At 46.1% G+C, this 20,448-nt stretch carries 15 protein-coding genes; 4 read left to right on the top strand and 11 right to left on the bottom strand.

The features are described from left to right. The first annotated feature begins 22 nt into the window (after positions 1 to 22). The 4 genes from EKO24_RS15370 to EKO24_RS15355 all read left to right on the top strand — a co-directional run bounded on the left by EKO24_RS15370 (position 23) and on the right by EKO24_RS15355 (position 7,449). The gene (locus EKO24_RS15370) at positions 23 to 2,722 is read left to right on the top strand and encodes a glycosyltransferase (RefSeq protein WP_161990609.1); all 2,700 of its coding nucleotides are present in this window, start codon (positions 23 to 25) and stop codon (positions 2,720 to 2,722) included. A gap of 348 nt (positions 2,723 to 3,070) precedes the next feature. Beyond that, positions 3,071 to 4,066, top strand: coding sequence for a glycosyltransferase family 2 protein (locus EKO24_RS15365; RefSeq protein WP_127028269.1), 996 nt, complete (start codon positions 3,071 to 3,073; stop codon positions 4,064 to 4,066). Next, the gene (locus EKO24_RS15360; RefSeq protein WP_127028268.1) at positions 4,063 to 6,363 is read left to right on the top strand and encodes a glycosyltransferase; all 2,301 of its coding nucleotides are present in this window, start codon (positions 4,063 to 4,065) and stop codon (positions 6,361 to 6,363) included. The genes EKO24_RS15365 and EKO24_RS15360 overlap by 4 nt, the downstream gene beginning before the upstream one ends. A 3-nt stretch (positions 6,364 to 6,366) precedes the next feature. Continuing rightward, the gene (locus EKO24_RS15355; RefSeq protein WP_127028267.1) at positions 6,367 to 7,449 is read left to right on the top strand and encodes an acyltransferase family protein; all 1,083 of its coding nucleotides are present in this window, start codon (positions 6,367 to 6,369) and stop codon (positions 7,447 to 7,449) included. 397 nt (positions 7,450 to 7,846) lie between these two features. Here EKO24_RS15355 and EKO24_RS15350 read toward each other — a convergent pair whose 3' ends face one another. The 11 genes from EKO24_RS15350 to EKO24_RS15300 form a co-directional block, all read right to left on the bottom strand. After that, positions 7,847 to 8,905: a class I SAM-dependent methyltransferase gene (locus EKO24_RS15350; protein WP_127028266.1), complete on the bottom strand. Its 1,059-nt coding sequence runs from the start codon at positions 8,903 to 8,905 to the stop codon at positions 7,847 to 7,849. 91 nt (positions 8,906 to 8,996) lie between these two features. Beyond that, the gene (locus tag EKO24_RS15345) at positions 8,997 to 10,319 is read right to left on the bottom strand and encodes a TolC family outer membrane protein (protein WP_127028265.1); all 1,323 of its coding nucleotides are present in this window, start codon (positions 10,317 to 10,319) and stop codon (positions 8,997 to 8,999) included. Between the two features lie 6 nt (positions 10,320 to 10,325). Beyond that, positions 10,326 to 11,651, bottom strand: a complete 1,326-nt coding sequence (locus EKO24_RS15340; protein WP_127028264.1) for an HlyD family type I secretion periplasmic adaptor subunit — start codon at positions 11,649 to 11,651, stop codon at positions 10,326 to 10,328. A 13-nt stretch (positions 11,652 to 11,664) separates the two neighbouring features. Continuing rightward, the gene (locus tag EKO24_RS15335) at positions 11,665 to 13,383 is read right to left on the bottom strand and encodes a type I secretion system permease/ATPase (RefSeq protein WP_127028263.1); all 1,719 of its coding nucleotides are present in this window, start codon (positions 13,381 to 13,383) and stop codon (positions 11,665 to 11,667) included. 348 nt (positions 13,384 to 13,731) lie between these two features. After that, a complete protein-coding gene (gene rfbC, locus EKO24_RS15330; protein ID WP_127028262.1) occupies positions 13,732 to 14,277 on the bottom strand; it encodes a dTDP-4-dehydrorhamnose 3,5-epimerase in 546 nt (181 codons plus the stop codon). Further along, entirely contained in the window at positions 14,274 to 15,161 is an 888-nt protein-coding gene (rfbA, locus tag EKO24_RS15325; protein WP_127028261.1) for a glucose-1-phosphate thymidylyltransferase RfbA, read from the bottom strand. Before rfbA ends, rfbC begins: the two co-directional genes overlap by 4 nt. Continuing rightward, positions 15,158 to 16,060, bottom strand: coding sequence for a dTDP-4-dehydrorhamnose reductase (gene rfbD / locus EKO24_RS15320; RefSeq protein ID WP_127028260.1), 903 nt, complete (start codon positions 16,058 to 16,060; stop codon positions 15,158 to 15,160). The genes rfbA and rfbD overlap by 4 nt, the downstream gene beginning before the upstream one ends. A 55-nt stretch (positions 16,061 to 16,115) precedes the next feature. Next, on the bottom strand, positions 16,116 to 17,183 hold the full coding sequence (gene rfbB, locus EKO24_RS15315) for a dTDP-glucose 4,6-dehydratase (RefSeq protein WP_127028259.1): 1,068 nt from the start codon (positions 17,181 to 17,183) through the stop codon (positions 16,116 to 16,118). Between the two features lie 275 nt (positions 17,184 to 17,458). Continuing rightward, positions 17,459 to 18,529, bottom strand: coding sequence for a glycosyltransferase (locus EKO24_RS15310; protein WP_127028258.1), 1,071 nt, complete (start codon positions 18,527 to 18,529; stop codon positions 17,459 to 17,461). A 194-nt stretch (positions 18,530 to 18,723) separates the two neighbouring features. Next, on the bottom strand, positions 18,724 to 19,569 hold the full coding sequence (locus EKO24_RS15305) for a glycosyltransferase family 2 protein (protein WP_127028257.1): 846 nt from the start codon (positions 19,567 to 19,569) through the stop codon (positions 18,724 to 18,726). A gap of 34 nt (positions 19,570 to 19,603) precedes the next feature. Beyond that, the gene (locus tag EKO24_RS15300) at positions 19,604 to 20,446 is read right to left on the bottom strand and encodes a glycosyltransferase (protein WP_127028256.1); all 843 of its coding nucleotides are present in this window, start codon (positions 20,444 to 20,446) and stop codon (positions 19,604 to 19,606) included. Between the last annotated feature and the right edge of the window lie 2 nt (positions 20,447 to 20,448).

Genomic DNA, 20,448 nt, shown 5'->3' with positions numbered 1-20,448 from the left:
GCAGAAAGATAACGATTCCTCCATGGATAAGATCGAAAATTTACCGTTGGTCAGCTTGATTGTCCGCACTAAAAACCGTCCGGCATTACTAACGGAAGCGCTACAGTCTATTACCGGACAGACTTACCTCAATATTGAAATCATTGTTGTCAATGATGGAGGGGACGATATTGATGAAATAATCGGCTTATTCAAAGACGACGCTATCACTATTATTCCATTGCAATTTGCTACCGGCATCGGCCGTTCAAAGGCCGCCAACGCCGGACTCGACAAGGCTAGCGGTAAATACATCGCCTTTCTGGACGACGACGACTGGTTGGAACCGGAGCATGTTCAACAACTGTTGGAATTATTGGAGAATCCGTCACATGCCGATTGTGTTGCGGCCTATGCCGGCGTCAGATGTATAGATCAGGAAACGGGCAATACAATCAAACTGTTTAATCAACCTTATAATCCTGCGGCGCTAAAACTGGAGAACTATATACCTGTTCACGCTGCACTTTTCCGCCGAAACGTTATTGATGGTCCTGCATCTTGCCGTTTTGACGAGACGTTTGATTTATTCGAGGATTGGGACTTCTGGCTGCAACTGCAAGCCCAGGGCAACTTTATCCGGAGCCAGGAAATCACCGCAAACTACAGGATTGTAAACGGCTCATCCGGCGAAGGCGTAATTGCTGATGAATCGAGAGCGATTGATGCATTGCATGCCGTTATCGATAAATGGCGGCATAAATGGTCGACGGACGATATTATTGAAATAATTGCCCACGCAAGGCTGCTTGCCAAGCTTTTAGACAAGACCGAGTTGCTACGGTCTCAGTTAGATCTGGATAAACAGCAATTAATGCTTCAGCTATCGATTGCCAATCAAGAAATAGACAATATCAAACAGGCTAATGACCTATTATTAAACTCTCTTTCATGGCGGATAACTAAGCCTTTAAGAGCGTTACGGCGTACCCTGACGATAAATCCTGAAAAAATATTCACTCTGAAACAAGCTGTCTGGTCAATACTTATTAGGGCTTACCAAAATCAATATCTACAGCCGTTAATCCGGCTCATACCTTTCAATTTAAAACATAGTTTAAAGACGCTATTTATCCCGCGAGCTCAAGATAGAAAACGAGTAAGAGATCCTAAGAATCTCAAAGTCAGCATTATTATTCCTGTCTATAACCATTCCAAGCATCTGCGGGAATGCATTGACAGTGCGTTAAAGCAGACCTACGGCAATTTGGAAGTCGTAATTTGCGACGATGCGTCGCCGGATAGTGAAGTGAGAAAAATTCTTGATCAATATCTCGACCAGCCAAAAATAAAAATTTTATATTCGGATAAAAACAACGGTATATCAGCCACGCAAAATCAATTATTGATCGCCTCAACAGGCGATGTGATTGCTTTTCTGGATTGTGACGATTACTTAGCCGGCGACGCGATCGAGATTGCGTTGAGCGCTTGGCAAGACGATACGGTTTATCTGCATACAGGCCGTATTAATATCGATGAAGACGGCGCAGAAGTTAACAGGATTTCATTCGAGCACCTGCCAAGGCAAGATTATTTCTTGGAAAACCTGGATAGAATGTTCGCAACACATCTGAAAATAATTCATCGGGATGCGTTTGCAAAAGTTGGCTTATTCGATCCTCGCTTCGATTCCGCCCAGGACTATGACATGCTGATGAGAATTGCATTTCATTATCCGACGCAGGCATTTGTCCATATTCCCGATAAGCTGTATTTCCACCGTCTGCATAAAAAGCAAACCACGGTATCAATGAATGATAAGCAGCTTGCCAATACGCAACTGATTCAAAAAGAAGCAACGGCCCGGCAAGAAATAAGGAATGGAAAATTTTCGCACTTTATTTCCATCATCATGCTGTCGTACGGTAAAAAAGAGCAAACTTTAGAAGCCTTATTAAGCCTGGAAAAAACCGTCAACATTCCTCATGAAATTATTCTGTTTGATAACGGCTCCGCGCAAGAAACAGTCGATTTTATTAAACATAATATTGAAGGCCGCTTTGATAATTTAAAAGTTTTTTATAACGACACTAATCTCGGACCTGCTGCCGGCCGAAGAGAGGCGTTGCAGCACGCGTCGGGAGACTGGTTTATTATCTTTGATAACGATGAAATCGCTGAGCCCGGTTGGATAGAAGAGTTATTGGTCAGAGCTTCATCCGATCAAAATATTGGCGCGGTTTGTTGTAAAGTGATTTTCCCGGACGAGAGCTTGCAGTTTAGCGGAGGAAATATCAGGCATCTCGACGATCAACTGATTCTTTTAGACCTTTATGACAAAGGCAAGAATACCTACGATTTAGAAACCGCCCAATTCAGAGAATGCGACTGGTGTCCAATCGGCGCCACATTGTTCACAGTCAATCCGGCGTTATTTTTACACGACGGTTATCCCAACGTATTTGAAGATGCCGGCGTTTCCATGGCCTTGAGAAGAGAAGGCAAACGCCTCGTTAACTGCCCCGGTTCATGGGTGTGGCATGAACATATGGTTTATCGTAAAAATATAGATATGAAAGATCGTTATGTGAATGACCGCTATGACCCGCTGAAAATGATAACCAGCCTTAGAAGTTTCTATAAGGAAAATGGCTTGATTATTCAGGATGAATATATCTGGCGGGAAAACAGGCTGAACGGCTTAACCCGGGAAGAGCTTATTGGGCTATTAAGCCAATAAACTACTAAGCCAAAACGCTATAGTGTTTCTGATATGCATGAATGCGAAGACGTTATCTTGGAACGTCGGGCGTTTTGGTCTACATGTTTGCACATAAAGCTGGGTTAAGCAGCTTGTCTGCTCAACGAAACTTATGCCCTTTGGGGATAAAAACTTCTTCTTGCTAGCGCCTCTATTAGTAAAAGAGCCCCAAGGATAAATACCGCCCGGCACGCTAGAAAGCATGTCCAGAGCAAGCTGCTTAGGCGGTTCCATAATAGCCAACGCATTGAATATAAATATTTATTTTAAACAACTTCTATTTAATTAACATCGGCAGCATTCCGTCGCCGTTACTATTTAATAATTATGACTCAACCCGATTTTAATAAAAACAGTACGGCGGAGCCGCTCACTAGCTTAATTGTTCGAACTAAAAACCGTCCATGCTTTCTACAAGAAGCCTTGCAATCCATTTGCCGGCAAACTTATCCGAATATCGAGATTGTTATTGTCAACGACGGCGGGGAAGACGTTAGCGGCGTTGCCGATAGCTTTACGAACCAAGTATCGGCGATTCAGTTAGTACAATTAACCGCTAGTTTAGGCCGTAGCGGTGCGGCAAATCAGGGACTATCGGCAGCTAACGGTGAATTCATCGGTTTTTTAGACGACGATGATTTATTAGAGCCCAATCACGTTGAAGAGTTGATTAGGTTCGCTCAACACCACGCTGCCCAAACGGTCTATTCCGCCACCCGCGTCATTAGCGTCGATGCCGACGGCAATAACCACGACATAACTGTTTATAGCACTTCGTTTAGCGCCTCACACCTTCTGTACGAAAACTTCATTCCTATCCACAGCGTACTTTTTCGGCGTGAATTAATCGCTGACAATACTTGCTTCGATACCGATTTTGATTTTTTTGAAGACTGGGATTTTTGGTTGCAATTAAGCCGAAAGACCGATTTTTTACATTGTCCAACTATAACGGCCATCTATCGGCTACATAGCCATAGCTCAGGCGTTCACCAGCAAGCTAATCGAGACCCGTACTTGCATATTTATAAAAAATGGCTATCCGCTTTTACAGCGGAAGACTTTATCGCTTTACTGGAAAAAACGCATCAATGGCATGACGACTCGATCGCTGCCTTGCAACAAATCAACTACCAACGCCTGAACGAAATCGGCAATCAACACAGCTATGCGCAACAGATTGTTCAACAACGGGACGCCCAGCTTGACTATGCGCAACAGATTGTTCAACAACGCGATGCACAACTTGCTGAAAAAAATTCCGAATTGCAAAAACTCAAGTCCACTTTAATGTGGCGCATCTATTCGAGACTTGCCAAATGAATAAAGCCGATACAATTAATCCTGTCGATCAGGCCACTGCAACAGCTGAAAGCGGAACAGCTACCTCCGTATCGCCTAAAGGCTCAAATCAACCTATAGCGGTTATCCTGCCGGCTTACCGGGATGTGGAGATGACCAAACGTTGCATTTGTACAGCAATGCCCGGCATTTTGGCTGTTGCCAATGCGCGGCTTCTGCTTATTAACGATGCCAGCCCGGATGCCGGCATGCAGACGATGCTTGAAGACTTGGCTAGCCAATGGCCGGATCGCTGCTCGGTATTAAAAAATGACCATAATCTGGGATTTGTCAAAACGGTTAATCGCGGTCTTGCCTATTTTGGCCGACACGATGTTGTCCTTCTAAATAGCGATGTGATCGTGCCTAAGGATTGGCTTGGCAGGCTGGCCGATGAGGCCTACTCAAAACCCAATATCGCTACGCTGACCCCTTTATCTAACAACGCCACGATATGCAGCTTCCCTAACTTTCTGCAGCAAAATGCCCAACCTTTTAACCTTGAAGTTGATGCTATCGACATAGTTTTTAGACATACAAAGCTTCCTTGTGTAGAAGCGCCGACCGGTGTTGGCTTTTGTATGTATATCCGCCGATCATGCCTTGATCAGATAGGCTATCTGAATGAAGAGAAATTCGGCAGGGGTTACGGCGAAGAAAACGATTTATGCCAACGAGCATTGGCGGCCGGCTGGTTGAATTTAATTTCTCCTAATCTTTATGCATTCCATGAGGGAAATGTGAGTTTTTCGTCGGACAAGCAGGCGCTTGTCGATCGCGCAATGCAGGTAATTGACGAATTACATCCGAATTATCATGCCGACGTGCAAAGATTCATTAAAGCCGATCCCTTAAAAACGGCACGAGTCGCACGATATATCCAGCTCTTGTCTGCGACGGCAATCCCGAAAGTGCTTCACGTATCCCATGCGATTGGCGGAGGTGTCGGCCAGCATGTCGATGAATTAGTTCAATATTTCGGTCCGCACGTAGCGCATGTTCTTCTTGCTCCGCACGGCGACAATAACAGGATTTGTATCAGTCTTGGCATGGACCGCCATGCGGATAAATTAGTTTATGACATACCATCCGAGTATGCCGATTTGCTTGAGCTATTGAAAGCCCTGGGAGTTAGCGCCGTTCATTTTCACCACACAATCGGCCTTCACTCAAAAATGCTGGACCTACCGCACGACCTTGGCGTAGCCCATCTTCTTACCGTTCATGATTTTTACTGGCTTAGCGGCAATCCAACATTAACCAACGAAAACGGCCAATATCCCGGTTTCTATTCCGACAAATTGCATAATCCTTTATATCCTTCCCCCGAAGGACTGACGCCTGAGGATTTCCGCGCGTCGCTCAGCAAACTTTTTAATAATGCGGCTAGCGTTATTTTTCCATCAACTGCAACTAAATTAATTTTTACCGGAGTAGTCCCGTTGAAAAACTCGGTTGTTGCCCCACACCCCGAGATTGTTCGTAACGTAAACAGGCCTCCGATTGGCTTTACCAAGAAAGCCGGCTATACGATCGGAGTACTTGGAGCTCTTAGTCTGGAGAAAGGGGCCGATTTACTGGAAGAACTTAGCCTGATAGCAAGAAGCAGAGACTTGCCTTTTAAATTCAAATTGCTTGGTTATGCCTATCGGCCGCTTAAAACAATCGAAACCACAGGACCGTATGCTTCAAATGAACTAAGCAATTTAATTAAACAGCATGAGTTGGACGTTATTTTCTTTCCGGCGCAATGGCCGGAAACCTATAGTTACACCTTAAGCTATGCTCTGGACTCCGGCCTACCTATTATTGCCCCCAATCTTGGAGCATTTGCCGAACGATTAAGCTGCCGCGCGAATACCTTGCTTTTTAATCATCTCACTAGCGCCAGTGAATTGATTGAGCATTTCATTGCCTTTATTGACGAATTGGGAGCAGACGCGAATATTTCAGCACCTCGATTTGAAGAAGATGAATCCAAACATGATTATTATGATCAAGCGTATTTAGAAATTGTCAAACGTGACTTGATTGTGAGCGAACCTGAGAACCAAACCATACTCTCGATTCCCAATGCCGTATTAAGGAACACTCAAATATCCGTTGAGATTAAGCATGGCTGGAGGGAAACCGTCCTGTCTATTCTCTGGCATCTATATACGCGTCCCTCCATGCGCTGGATGAGCCGCGTTATTCCTTACGATATTCTACGATCAATTAAACGCCTTCTATCTCGTCGTCCGATACATGACATTATTAAATCTCATGCAAGGGAATAAACCATGCCTATACAAGACACATTAAAAGATCGTGAAAACAATTTCACACTTTTAAGATTACTGGCAGCGATGGCTGTCCTGTTTGGTCACTCTTGGCCACTATCGCTAGGCTTAAACGGCTCAGAAGATCCTATCAGCACTTTCTTAATTAAATTTACCGGAGAAAGCCTACCCAGCTTAGCTGTCGATTTGTTCTTTGTCACCAGCGGCTTCTTAGTTACCGCAAGTTATATTCAACGAGAAAATTTATTCGAGTTTATTGAAGCCAGGATATTGAGAATATTCCCAGGGCTTGTGTTTGCGGTGTTTTTTTGTGTTTTTGCCGGTTATCTAGTAACAACAGAACCCAAATTGAACTATTTTTTATCGCCCGCTACATGGAGCTATTTGAAACATAATATATTTCTAGTTAACGGTATTCAGTTCGACTTGCCGGGCGTCTTTTTAAATAATCCATATCCGCTGTCTGTCAACGGCTCATTGTGGACACTTCCGATCGAAATTTTGATGTATGTTTGGGTTGCCGTGCTTGGCTATCTATCTCTGCTTAAAGACAAAAAATCGTTTAATTTGTTTTTTATTGTCTTATGTCTGATGTATGCACAGTCTTCTGGCAATAATTTTTTTATCGCGCATGAGCCAAGAACTGCACAGTTAGCCTTTCTCTTCATGTTAGGTTCGTTTTTTTATGTTAACAGGGATACCATCTATTTAAATTTTGCCTGCTTTGCCGCCTTGATACTTTCCGTTTACATGACATTGCACTATCCCTTTTCATTGTTCATAAAATCGATACTTTTTTCCTATTTCACTCTTTTATTGGCATTACATCCAAAATTACGTTTGCCGTCTATAGACGACTGGGGGGATATTTCCTATGGGCTGTATATTTATGCATTTCCTACGCAACAATTAGTCGCCTATTTAATGCCGCAAATACACCCCATAAATTTATTTATCATATCTTCGGTTATAACGATTATTCTTGCCGCCGTATCATGGCACTCAATTGAAAAACCGGCTTTGAAAATGAAAGGAAAACTCTCATTTGGGAGATTTTATTACGATATCCGGGACAATAACTGAGCAATACGTCCCACGGCTCGATAAAACAAGTGATATGAACAAGGCTACGCAACAGTTCTTAACGAACCATTTGGAATGGATATGATCACGCGTAGGGCTTCTGGTACTGCAATTTTCCCAACGCGGAAACATCAAGAGATTTTCCTCGAAACATAGACTTTGAATTATGCCTGCTTGAAACGAGCAAGCATCTCAATTCCTATTCAAAGAGGGTAAATCTTCACCCAAAACACAAGTTGCTGTCGGTCGTCAAACCGTTTCATCATTAAACCCAACAGCAACGTAGCGCTTATAAAGTTATCTAAACGACTAGGCTGGGCCGCTTTGGCTAACAAACTGCCCAGTTTTATTATTGTAGTATGATATATAAGTGACTTAGAACAATCTTAAAAACGTGTTATTCCGCAATTTTTTTAAGAGCGGCTAGATTGGGGGGGTCCTTGAATGCTAAAAAACACCTCCGGGACAAATCGTTATATAACTCAATATTTTCTGAAGCAAGACCGATAAGTTCAACAATATGAGTGAAACCCGCCGCATGAATTGTATCAAGCAATCCCCTATAGGTTGGTTGAAGCTCGAAACTCAAATCTCCTTCAATAGGACTATCGATATTTTTTTGTGTTACAACGTGATAGCCGCTAAAAGGTTCGGTGTGACAAATAGAATCAATTACGCAAACTTGTTTTGTTATATTGAAGCATGATTGTAGAACCTCAAGCGGAGTAGAAAGGTGGTACATTAACCCAAGATTGAAAACGACATCAAACTGTTCAGCTCCCAAACTTTTAACATTAGTTGCTTTGAATTCTACATGGTTAATACCGTAAAGTGATTTAAGAAAATTCGCTTGCGCAATATTTTTGTCTCGTAAATCGATGCCAAGGCACTGCTTGGCACCTCGACTTGCCATTTCAAGTGAGAAAAAACCACAATTACAACCAATGTCTAAAAAAGTAGTGTCCGCAATAGGTAAAAGGCACTCAATTGCTTTACAAATAAGGGCATTGCGAAACCGATGAAACAAAATAGTTTCTTCGTTATAAGTTCCTAATGGGAGAGTCAAATCACTTACGTGATAACACCAAGGAGCCAAACTTTTTAACTCAGCCTCTATTTCATTACTTGATAGCCGAGCGGGGCGTTGCAGAAACGAAAACTCTTCCGGTATGGAGGGAAAGACCACCGCAGGTGTAAGCAATTCCGATCTTATTAAATCATTTGAATGGCAGCGCTGTTTCCAAGCAGCCATATGATCCGAATTATTTATATTTAACCAGCTATTAGGCAATGACTCACCTTTAGTGTTGGTAAATTCATCGGTAATGTAGCCAATAACTCCTTTTTCACGCAAATACTGCAACGCATTAGTTTTTATTAGCTTATCTTTAGCATCGTCGCGAATGTACTCAATAATTCCTTTTTTACGCAAATACTGTAACACGCTAGTTTTCATTTTTACTCCAAAAATTGCATAACACGCCTAATCCCAATAAATTCTTACCCATTTTTCTAGAAAATCGCTAACAAAAATACTGTGCAACAATTTAATGATTGATCGCTTCCAGCCAACCATTAACTTCTTCCAGGTTTTCCTCGGATATCGAACCGATAGCGTGCATAAAACGTATGCGATTCTTGATGTATTCGTATTTGGCTTGCGCAAAATCATTTTCAGCCGAAAATTCATCCTGTTGCGCTTTGATAACATCGCTGATAGTCACTACGCCATAGTGATAGCCGCGCTCCATCGCTTCCCGCGACTTCTTCGTCGATTCCAGCGCTTTTTGTGCGGCTCTGATACGCCGCGCATTGGCATTAGAACTTAAAAATGCGTCGCTGGTTTCTTTGGTGATAGCGCGCATGTAGGCTTCGTTGTCGTTTTTACTCAGCTGCAGGCGATGCTGGGCTTCATAGACTTGGTGTGTAGTCGTACCGCCTGAAAAGATGGGAACGTTGAGATTAATTGCCGCAACTTCGGTTTGCGTATCTGAAATTAATTGTTGGCTTTGGTAACCGGTGTTGGTATCGTAGAAATTCAGCTGGAAATCTAAGACCGGCAAATGTTTGGATTTTTGAGTCGCGACATTATTTTCTGCCGCTTGTATAGCAATCTGCTTTGCTGAAACAGCCGGGTTCTGACTTTGCGCCATTTCAACCCATTGCTGAAGATCACCCTGAATTTCCTGGTAATCCACACCCTCCCGAAGCTTATTGAGCGTAGCTGGCAGAGTCGCGCCTGTCAACTCACGAAGTTTCTCTTGGGCTGTTACGCGGCGGCTTTCGGCTAAAATCTCGGCGGCAATGATTTGGTCCAATCTTGCTTCCATTGCATAAAGATCGGTAACTTTGACTACTTGCTTCGCATATTGCTTCTTTATTTGTTCAAGCTGTTTTTCAGCAGCCTGTTTTTCCGTTTTGGCAAAGTTAACTTGGTCGTCTGCTTCCAGAACGCTGAAATAGCGATCAACCACATCGAACATCAATTGATTGTGGGCTTCAATCGCTTCGGCAGCATATTGATCTTCTACTTTCGACGCGCGCCGCCATTCCCAGAATTTGGCAAAGTCCACCAGGGTCTGATTAAGGGACACATAGTAGCGGGTACCGTTGTAATTGCTTGTATATCCTCTCTGCCCTCTTTGAGTGTACTTGTTTGCCGACCAGTTACCGCTGGCATTAACTTGCGGCAACATTTGCCCGAAAGCCTGGCCTTTTTGCGCCGAACCGATTTCGACTTTAACTTCTGCGCTTTTAAGCTGGGGATCGGCTTCCAATGCTTGTCTGTAAACGGTGATTAAATCCTCGGCCACGGCCGTTTGCACGCACGCAGAAATAACGACCATCAGCCAATATTTAGATATCTTCATGGGCGCTTAGTCTTCTGTAAATGAACGGGCAAAGAAATTAGTCGCGGGCTGAGCCAGATATTCAAACAAGGTTCTTTCACCGGTGTTAATCAAGACCTCTGCCGGCATGCCGGGCAATAATTGTAAATTGCCGAGATCTTTGCGGCTTTCCGGAGTCAGTTCAACCCGAGCTTGATAGTACGGCGCGCCTGTTCTCTCGTCGGTAAAACGGTCGGGAGATAAATGAATAACCTTGCCGTCCATTTTAGGCGTCTTCGACTGCTTGAATGCACTAAAGCGTACTTCGGCTTGCAGGCCAACGGTAACCCGGTCAATATCCATTGGCGATACCTGGGCTTCAATGATCAATTCCGCGTCTTGAGGAACAATTTCAAGAATAGAACGTCCCGGCGGTATAACACTGTTTTCGTTGTGGACGCTCATCCCAAGCACCATGCCGCTTGCCGGTGCCTTGATCACAATGCGGTTAAGCTTGTCTTGATTGGCCGCAACCCGTTCTTCGGCGTCGTTCAACTGCGCTTGGGCCTCGCTAAGCTTGCCTGTGACTTCTTCTTGGAACTGCTTTTCCAATTGCAAAATTTGCAGGCGTGTTTCGCTGATCAACATTTGGTTGGTAGCTATTTCGCCATTGAGCTGGGCAATTTCACCAGTTTGCAAGGCATGGTTGCGTTCCACGTCGCGCAGACGTTGCTTGTCGGCAAAACCTTCGGCCAGCAATTCTTTCTGATCGTGAATTTCTTCGGCAAAGGAGGCAATCAATTGTTTTTTGCTGTCCACTTGGCCTTGCAAGCCGCTTATTTTGCTGGAAACTTGACTGATACGTTGTTTAAGAACGGCAATTTGTCCTTCATGAGAGCTTATTCTTGACCTAAAAACATTATTTTCGGCTAACTTAGCTTCAGTAGTTCTGGGATCGCTGGGATCGTCGAGTATTTCGGGATAATCAACTTGTTTAAGATGATCTCTTTCAGCTCGCAGCCTAGCGACCTGAGCTGCAAGCGTAATATTTTGAGCGCGCGCTATGCCTAGCTGCGCTTTAAGTTGTGTGTCGTCCAAAATCAGTAGCGGCTGGCCTTCCGTCACTAAGTCGCCGTCTTTAACTAATATCTTGGCAACAATGCCGCCATCAAGGTGTTGCACTGTTTTTCTATGGGATTTTACAACAACGACGCCGGGGGCAAGGGCTGAACTATCCATAGGCGCCCAAAACGACCAGACGCCAAAAACGCCAAAAGTTGCAAGAACGATTGCTGCGCCGATGTTGCGAATCGACTGGTCATTAGTCTGCAAAGCGGTAGGGTCGACAATATTCGATAGGGATTTTTCTGACATAATACTTCTTAAGTTAAGCCGGTTGTGAAGCAGGCATAGCCGCCGCTTGTTGTTGCTGCTGTTGCAAGTGGGCGATAACTTGATCCCTCGGCCCATAAACGGCTAATGCGCCATCATTAAGAATCAACAGCTTATCGACTTTCGACAATACGCTATTGCGGTGAGTGATAATCAGCACAGTAGACTGTTTTTGTTTGAGTTGTAAAAGCGCTTTTTCCAAAGCGGCTTCGCCTTGCTCATCAAGATTGGAGTTTGGTTCGTCAAGCACAACCAAAACCGGATTACCGTAAAGCGCTCTGGCCAATCCGATACGTTGCCGTTGTCCGCCCGACAGATTGCCGCCGGTAGCGCCAATAACGGTATCGTAACCTTCGGGGAATCGTAAAATAAGTTCGTGCACATCGGCCATTTTGGCGGCGTCGACAACCTGTTCCGGATCTACATCGCCGAAACGGGCAATATTTTCGCTAATGGTTCCTTCAAACAGTTCAATATCTTGCGGCAAATAACCGATAAATTTACCGAGATGCTCACGCTCCCAATTAAAAACTTCGGCGCCATCCAAACGGATAGCTCCATTGACAGTGGGCCAAATACCCAGCACCGCCCGCGCCAAGGTCGATTTACCGGCACCGCTAGGCCCTATGACGCCGACAATGTCGCCTTTTTCAATGACTAGATTTAGGCCTTTGATTACCGGTAACTTGCTACCCGGCGGAACAACCACCGCATTTTCCAATTGAATGCGGCCTTCCGGATCGGGAAGCAACATACGCTCTTTATCGGCGGGGATTTGTCTCAAAATGTCGTTAAGACGATTATATTGACCACGGGCGCTGATAAACCCTTTCCACGTCCCGATAATAAGATCGATTGGCGCCAAAGCCCGTCCCATCAGAATGGAACCCGCAATCATCAATCCTCCCGAAATTTCGCGCTCGATCACTAAATAAGCGCCCAATCCCAAGATTAACGATTGCGAAGACATACGGATAACTTTAGACAATGCCGATAACAAACCGGCTCGCGAGCTGGCGACCGCTTGTAAATCCAAAACCTTCATCGCACCAACCATCCAGCGCAGCCTTATTTTTTCAAGCATGCCCATCGATTCGATAACTTCGGCATTCCTCAGACTCTTGCCAAGAGCGGCTCTCGTTACCATAGCCACATTATTGGCTTCGCCTATTATTTTGGTAGTCGCCTTTTCTGTAATTGCCGCGACAATACACAACAATATCCCGGTAAATATTGAATACCAGCCAAACCATGGATGAAACAAGAACAGTAATGCAAAATATACAGGCATCCACGGTGCATCGAAGAACGCAAACAGACCGTTACCGGTCAAAAACTGACGCAAACCGGTTAAGTCGTCCAGCGGTTGCGTTGTTGCTTGTTGCCCGCCGGAATATAGCGATTGCTTAAAAGCAATTCTAAATAAGCGCTGGTTTAACAGCATTTCCAAGCGGGTACTGACTTTAACTAAAATTTGCGAACGTACCCATTCCAGGGCGGCCATCGTGATAAACAGTATTACCACTATCAGCGTCAGCATCAATAAAGTCGATAAATTGCCGGTAGCAACTACGCGGTCATAGACCTGCAACATGTAGATGGACGGAACGATCATCAAGAAGTTGATGAGCAAACTGAAACCAGCTGCGGATAAGAAAGCGCCTTTACAAAGTTTCAACGCTTCTTCTAAATCAGACTTATTACTTACTTTCATTACCTAGACAACAACAGTTTGGAAATCAATATATTTTTGCATATTTAAGGTTGGATTGATAGAGAAGCTTTTTCAATAGCCGAATATAAAATAGCTCAAGCCCTATCTCGACCCGCCAAATATAATCTATAAAATCAATAAGTTACCAACCTTCCTTTTAATTAAACCCTCTCTTTGACTTTTACATATATTTACTTTTGCTATGAGAATGCGCCCGCAATTATCCAACCGAATCTCAAGGATTCGATTAAGCTATCGTTTCCCCCATTATTAACGCGATAAGTTGGCGGCTACGCGCCGAAAGCTGCAGCCCAATCAAGAAGAAAACCGATTGGGCAAAGTTAACAATTATGCAAAAAGCTCCGCTTCCGCCAACAGTTCAGCTTGTTGGTCTTTTGCAGATAAAATGGGGGCGTCCTGAATGGGCCATTGAATATTAATGGATGGATCGTTCCAGGCAATACTGCGCTCGAATTCCGAAGCCCAATAATCCGTGGTTTTGTAAAGAAACTCCGCAGTCTCCGAAAGCACGACAAAACCGTGCGCAAAACCTTCAGGCACCCAGAACATACGTTTGTTTTCGGCGGAAATTTCCAATCCAACATGCTGTCCAAATGTGGGAGAACTTTCGCGAATATCAACAGCCACATCAAAGACCGAGCCTTGTATGACTCGCACCAATTTGCCCTGCGGCTGTTGGATTTGATAATGCAGGCCTCGCAATACGTTTTTAACTGAACGCGAGTGGTTATCCTGTACAAAATCCACGTCACGCCCAATTAATTCGCAAAACCGGCGGCGATTGAAGCTTTCAAAAAAGAAGCCTCTCTCGTCACCGAATACTTTGGGCTCGATAACGAACACTTCGTGAATAGCGGTTGGAATAGCTTTCATGGCTGCCGATCTTCTTTCAATAACCTTTGTAAATATTGGCCGTAACCATTTTTAGCAAGCGGCAGGGCCAGTTTCCCCAATTGCTCTGCATCGATAAAACCTTTGCGATAAGCGATTTCCTCCGGACAAGCGACTTTTAAGCCCTGCCTGTGCTCAATCGTTTCAATAAAATTGCTGGCTTCGATCAGGCTCTCGTGAGTGCCGGTATCGAGCCAAGCATAACCCCGCCCCATGATTTCCACGTTGAGCTGATCGCGCTCAAGATAAATAAGGTTCAAGTCGGTAATTTCCAGCTCGCCCCGAGCGGATGGCTTCAGGCCGGCTGCGATATCGGTAACTTGGTTATCATAAAAATACAAACCCGTAACCGCGTAGTTACTCTTCGGAATCGCGGGCTTCTCTTCAAGACTAGTTGCCCGGCCTTGCGTATCAAAAGCCACCACGCCGTAGCGTTCGGGATCTTGAACATGATAGGCAAAGACTGTTGCGCCCTGATTACGCGTCGTAGCCCGCTCAAGCCGAGCCGGCAAATCGTGGCCATAAAAAATGTTGTCTCCCAACACTAACGCAGACGGGGCGTTGCCGATAAAATTTTTGCCGATAATGAAAGCTTGGGCAAGGCCGTCCGGACTCGGCTGTACCGCGTATTGCAGGCTAAGACCCCAATCGCTGCCATCGCCGAGCAGTTGCTCAAAGCGCGTTATATCTTGCGGAGTGGAAATAATCAGGATGTCGCGAATACCCGCCAACATCAAGGTACTGAGCGGATAATAAATCATCGGCTTATCGTAAATCGGCAGCAACTGTTTAGAGACGACTTTAGTCACCGGATAAAGCCTGGTGCCGGAACCGCCGGCCAAAATAATACCTTTACGTTGGGTCATAATTGTTTCTCAAGAATTTCGGTAAGCATACGGGTAATGCCGTATTGCCAATGGGGCGGATTCAGGCCGAAGACGTCCTGTAATTTGCGTGTGTCCAAACGTGAGTTTTTAGGCCGCGCGGCGGGCAAAGGAAACGCGCTGGTAGGCACCGGCTGGATCGCCTCCGGCGCAACATGAATATCGAGACCGAATTGACGAGCGAAATCAATCACAAAGCTGGCATAGCCATGCCATGAAGTCCGGCCTCCTGCCGCTAAATGATATAACCCTCCAATATCCGGGCGCTGTAGAGCCGTGCGAACAGCATAGGCAGTAATGTCCGCCAGTAGATCGGCCCCAGTGGGCGCGCCAATCTGATCATCGATAACTGAAAGCCGGTCGCGCTCTTGCGCCAAACGCAACATGGTTTTGGCAAAATTGCTGCCGCGTGCCGCATAAACCCAACTGGTGCGAAAGATCAGATGTTTGCATCCGCTGGCGAGAATAGCCTGCTCTCCTTCCAGTTTGGTTTTGCCGTAGACATTCAATGGCCCGGTGGAATCGGTTTCCAGCCATGGCCTGTCACCGCTGCCATCGAATACATAATCGGTAGAGTAGTGAATAAGCCATGCCCCGCTACGCCTGGCTTCTTGAGCCAAAACGCCGGGTGCCGTTGCATTGATGGTTCGAGACAGCTCTATCTCGCTCTCGGCCTTATCGACCGCCGTATAGGCAGCGGCATTGACAATAATATCCGGAGCGACAGTTCGAACGGTTTCAGCGATACCGTCCGGATTTGTGAAATCGCCGCACAATGTCCGGCTGCTGGTGCTTAACGCCACTAGCTCCCCCAACGGCGCAAGACTACGCTGTAACTCCCAACCGACTTGACCGTTTTTACCGAACAGCAGAATTTTCATATGGCTCTATTTCCTATGACGACTGAACGACGCAAGCCCGCTCTTGACAGGCTTGTCATGCGACGCGTCCTGTATAGTTCTTTTCGACCCATTCCCGATAGGCGCCGGATTGCACATTCGCCACCCAGCTTTGGTTCTCCAAATACCACTGGACGGTTTTACGAATACCCGTATCGAAAGTCTCAGCCGGTTTCCAGCCGAGTTCGCGTTCGATCTTGCTCGCGTCAATCGCATAGCGGCGGTCATGGCCGGGACGATCCGTTACATAAGCGATTTGTTCGCAGTACTTTTTAGCGTCCTCCCGAGGGCGAAGTTCGTCAAGCAACGCACATACAGTATGAACGATGTCGATGTTGGCTTTTTCGTTCCAGCCGCCAACGTTATACACCTCGCCGGCGTTCCCGGCTTCCAGCACGCGGCGAATCGCACTGCAATGATCTTTAACATAAAGCCAGTCGCGAATTTGGCGGCCATCGCCATATACCGGCAAGGACTTACCGGCAAGCGCGTTAACAATCATCAACGGGATCAGTTTCTCCGGGAAATGATAGGGGCCGTAGTTGTTGGAACAGTTGGTGGTTAATACCGGCAGCCCGTAAGTATGGTGATAAGCACGCACGAGATGGTCGCTGGCCGCCTTGCTGGCCGAATAAGGGCTGTTAGGCTCGTAGCGGTTGGTTTCGGAAAAAGCTGGCTCATCTTTACTCAGCGATCCATAAACCTCGTCGGTAGAAACGTGCAAGAAGCGAAAGCTTGGTTTATCTTCGCCTTGTAGGCCGTTCCAATAAGCGCGAACCGCTTCCAATAACCGAAAAGTACCGACGATGTTGGTTTGAATGAAATCTTCCGGCCCATGAATGGAACGATCCACATGACTTTCAGCGGCAAAATTGATAATTGCGCGCGGCTGGTGCTGGGCGAGAAGACGGGCTACCAACGCGGAATCACCGATTTCGCCTTGCACAAACAAATGCCGTTCATCGCCGGCCAATGAGACAAGATTCTCGCGATTACCCGCATAAGTCAGTGCATCAAGATTAATGACCGCTTCGTCGGATTGCGCCACCCAGTCCAATACAAAATTTGCACCGATAAACCCGGCACCGCCTGTTACTAAAATCATTGAATATGCTCGAAGTACCTGCTTCCCCCAGTGATAACGCTGACGGGTGCATTTGATTTTTATGAAAAAAACACCAAAACTTTTATCAATCCACCTACTGCTTCGCCTGTTGGCGAACAGTACCCAGCCTAAACCGGAAAGCCGGCATTTTACCTTATGGCTGGGGAAGAAAAGCAATTTTTTATGATTACGCGCGCCGCTGTTATTGGGCTAAAAATCCTGAAAAGAAAAAAAGCTTTCCTCCCAAAATAAGAATTAGCGCTACGCTGCCGAAGTTAAACGCCTGTTCGAGAACCGCCGCTTACCAGCCTATCTAAAAAGCTTGCCGCATCCAATATCTGTAAAGGCCTGTCGGCAACGCCAAGATGACGTTTCACGGCGCGAGCGATTGAAATCGGCGAATACGGATCGAACGTCTGTTCCGGAGCCAACACGTCGCGCACATAATCCAGCTCAGCCGCCAGCACCGCCAGTCCGGCCTGGCGAGCCTCGATCAGCGGCAGGCCAAACGATTCAAACGTCGAAGGATAAATTAATGCGCCCGCGTTGCCATAGAGCGCAAAAATACGCTCGTGTGAAAATTCTCCGGCATTGATGATTTTTAGCCCATACCGTTGCCGCATGACTTCTATCTCCGTATATAACTCAGCAAAGCGAGACCGATCCAAGGTCAAACACAGAGAAGGAAATACCCCGTCCTCAGCCAGAAGGCGCCAAGCTTCAATTAACCGCCGATGGTTTTTATGCGGTTCCCCGGAGGCTATATAGATGAAGTCGTATTTGGGCATAAGTTTCGTTTGAGCAGGCAATGACTGCATATTGGATGCATCGCCATCGCTCCCGGCCGCGAAAGGAAGCACTCGCACCGGTACCGAGCCTTGCGTCTTAAACTCCAGCAACCGTTTCATGGTCGGCGTTTGTACGACAAACTCACTGACATTTGACATCTTTTTGTCCAACCACAACCGCTCTATCGCAAGCCTTAACCGTACCCGAAGCGGAAACCCGCTTAATTTGACATCATCGATCAGATAACGATTCTGGACAAAAACCACTGTGCGCCCCGGTAACCTGAATAACGGCGGTAAATTACCGAAACATAAAACAGTATCGCCTGCCGCGACAGTAACGCTCAGCTCTTTCTCGGCACGCCAGCGCTGTAAAATCGACGGCTTTATGCGTTTGATTTGCGCATCGTGCAACCCATTTTCCGGAATAGGCATGCGCTGATCCAAGAACAGCACAAACTCCGCTTTGCCATGAATCGCTTGTAGCAGCGCTTCGAGTAAAGACCGTCCACCGCCTTGATGGACATTCGTTGCATGAATAAACACTTTATTTGGCATACTTGCTTTCGACAAGAACGTAATACGACATAAAACTGAGTTGAGCGGCTTGTCCGCTCAAACCCTACTTATGCCCTTTGGGTATAAAGCTGAGTTGAGCAGCCTGTCTGCTCAAACGAAACTTATGCCCTTTGGGTATAAAAAGTTGAATCGCGCTTGACGAGCGATCTTGCTGCTTGATGATGAAATATCGGTTACGTTTTTGTCCAGTACGGCGGCAAGCCCTTGATGCGCCGGCCCAGGTCAATCAGCTTGCGAGTCGCTCCTTCCCCGATCACGTTCCATAATATCAAGCGCAGATAAACTCTTATCATCGCCGTCATCCAGGAGAATCCGGGCAAATACAGGCCGTGCATTTTCTGGGCGCGCCTGATGTCCCACATCGACTCGATAGAATTTGCTGGGCTGCTGCTGAGCCCGCCCTGGCGCATTCCCACTATAATACCGGGAACAAACAGCGCATCGGCTTCCTTCAGCTCGCGCAACAATAATTCGTAATCGCCGCCGATGCGGAACGACTCATCAAAATTTCCGTGCTGCTCAAATAAACTGCGCCGATGCATTAAACCGGGATGCGGAATGCTCATGACCTGTTTAAAACGCCGTTTTGCATCTTGCCACGGCTCGCCGATCGGATACAGTTCTTCCCCCTCATTGTTAAGCAGCATGATTTGCCCATAGGCGATGCGAATGTCGGAAGGAATCGTCGTTAATTGCGAAGCCATTCGCTCCAGTACTTGGTTATCCCAAAAAAAGTCATCCGCGCCGAAAAAGCACATCCATTCGCCTTTTGCCTGCGCCAGACCTTTGTTCCAGGCATTATAGATGCCGCGGTCCGGCTCGGAGACCCAATAGCCGATCCGCTCGCGATTGGCCTCCAGCAGATCGACAGTTCCGTCTTTAGAGCCGCCGTCGATAATAATCAGCTCTTTATTGGCATAGGTTTGCTGCGCGACGCTATCGATACAATGCTGCAGCGTTTTGGCACCGTTAAAAACAGCGATGATGATAGATATTAGCGGGGCGTCTTCTTGTGTCATTGTTTACGAATACTATTATCAGGAGAATCCCGAATTAACCGGCGTTTGTTTGATCCCAGAGATCGTCAAGCTTCTTGCGCAATTCCGGATAAACCGTATTGCCGTTAACATGATGCCTGTCCCATACGTAAATAAACTTCAGCATGAAATAGCAAATATAAGCCAACGCCAAGCCAACGCCATCCCAACCTAAAAGCAAGGTGCGGCGACGGAAAACGACGGTAAAAATCGATTTCAATACGTCAATAAACGAACGTCTTAAAGCTTGGTTGCGATCAATCGATTCGTCATGTTCGGCTTCATAGCGCGTATAGCGGATTGTCCGGTTGATAAAATCATCCGCATCCCTGTTGGTGCAGTGATACAGCAGCTCATCCTCGTCTAAAAAAGGCATGTCGTAGATTTTATCGCTGTTATAACCGATCTCATGATGCAGCTTCGTGCTTAACTTCAAAGCGGACTTTCTGATCAGCGTATATTTACGCACCGCCATCCAAGGCGATTTGCGGCTTCTTATGCCCAACGAATATATCCCGTAAGGCATGCCGATCACATCGTATTCAAAACCGCTGTCCGACGTGAGCTTGGTTATTTCCTCGGCTAGGCGCGGATGGATCAGCGTCGACGCGGTCGGGAACAGCACCCACTCGCAAGTCCCGTGAGTTGAATAGTTTTGGACGATATTCTCGCTGGCCTGGGTAAACGGGACTGTGACAACTTGAGTCGCATATTTTTCGGCAATCTCGCGCGTACGGTCTGTCGAGTGTTTGTCGAATACAATCAGTTCCTCCGCCCAAGAGAAATTTTTTAAGCACGACTCAATACGCGCTTCTTCGTTGAAGACTTCCAGGAAAACGGTGACATTTGATTTCTGCATAA

The sequence above is a fragment of the Candidatus Methylobacter oryzae genome (genome assembly GCF_003994235.2).
Taxonomy (GTDB): domain Bacteria; phylum Pseudomonadota; class Gammaproteobacteria; order Methylococcales; family Methylomonadaceae; genus Methylobacter_A; species Methylobacter_A oryzae.
Note: the sequence above shows the minus strand (reverse complement) of the source record. Positions and strands in the feature narration are given on the sequence as shown.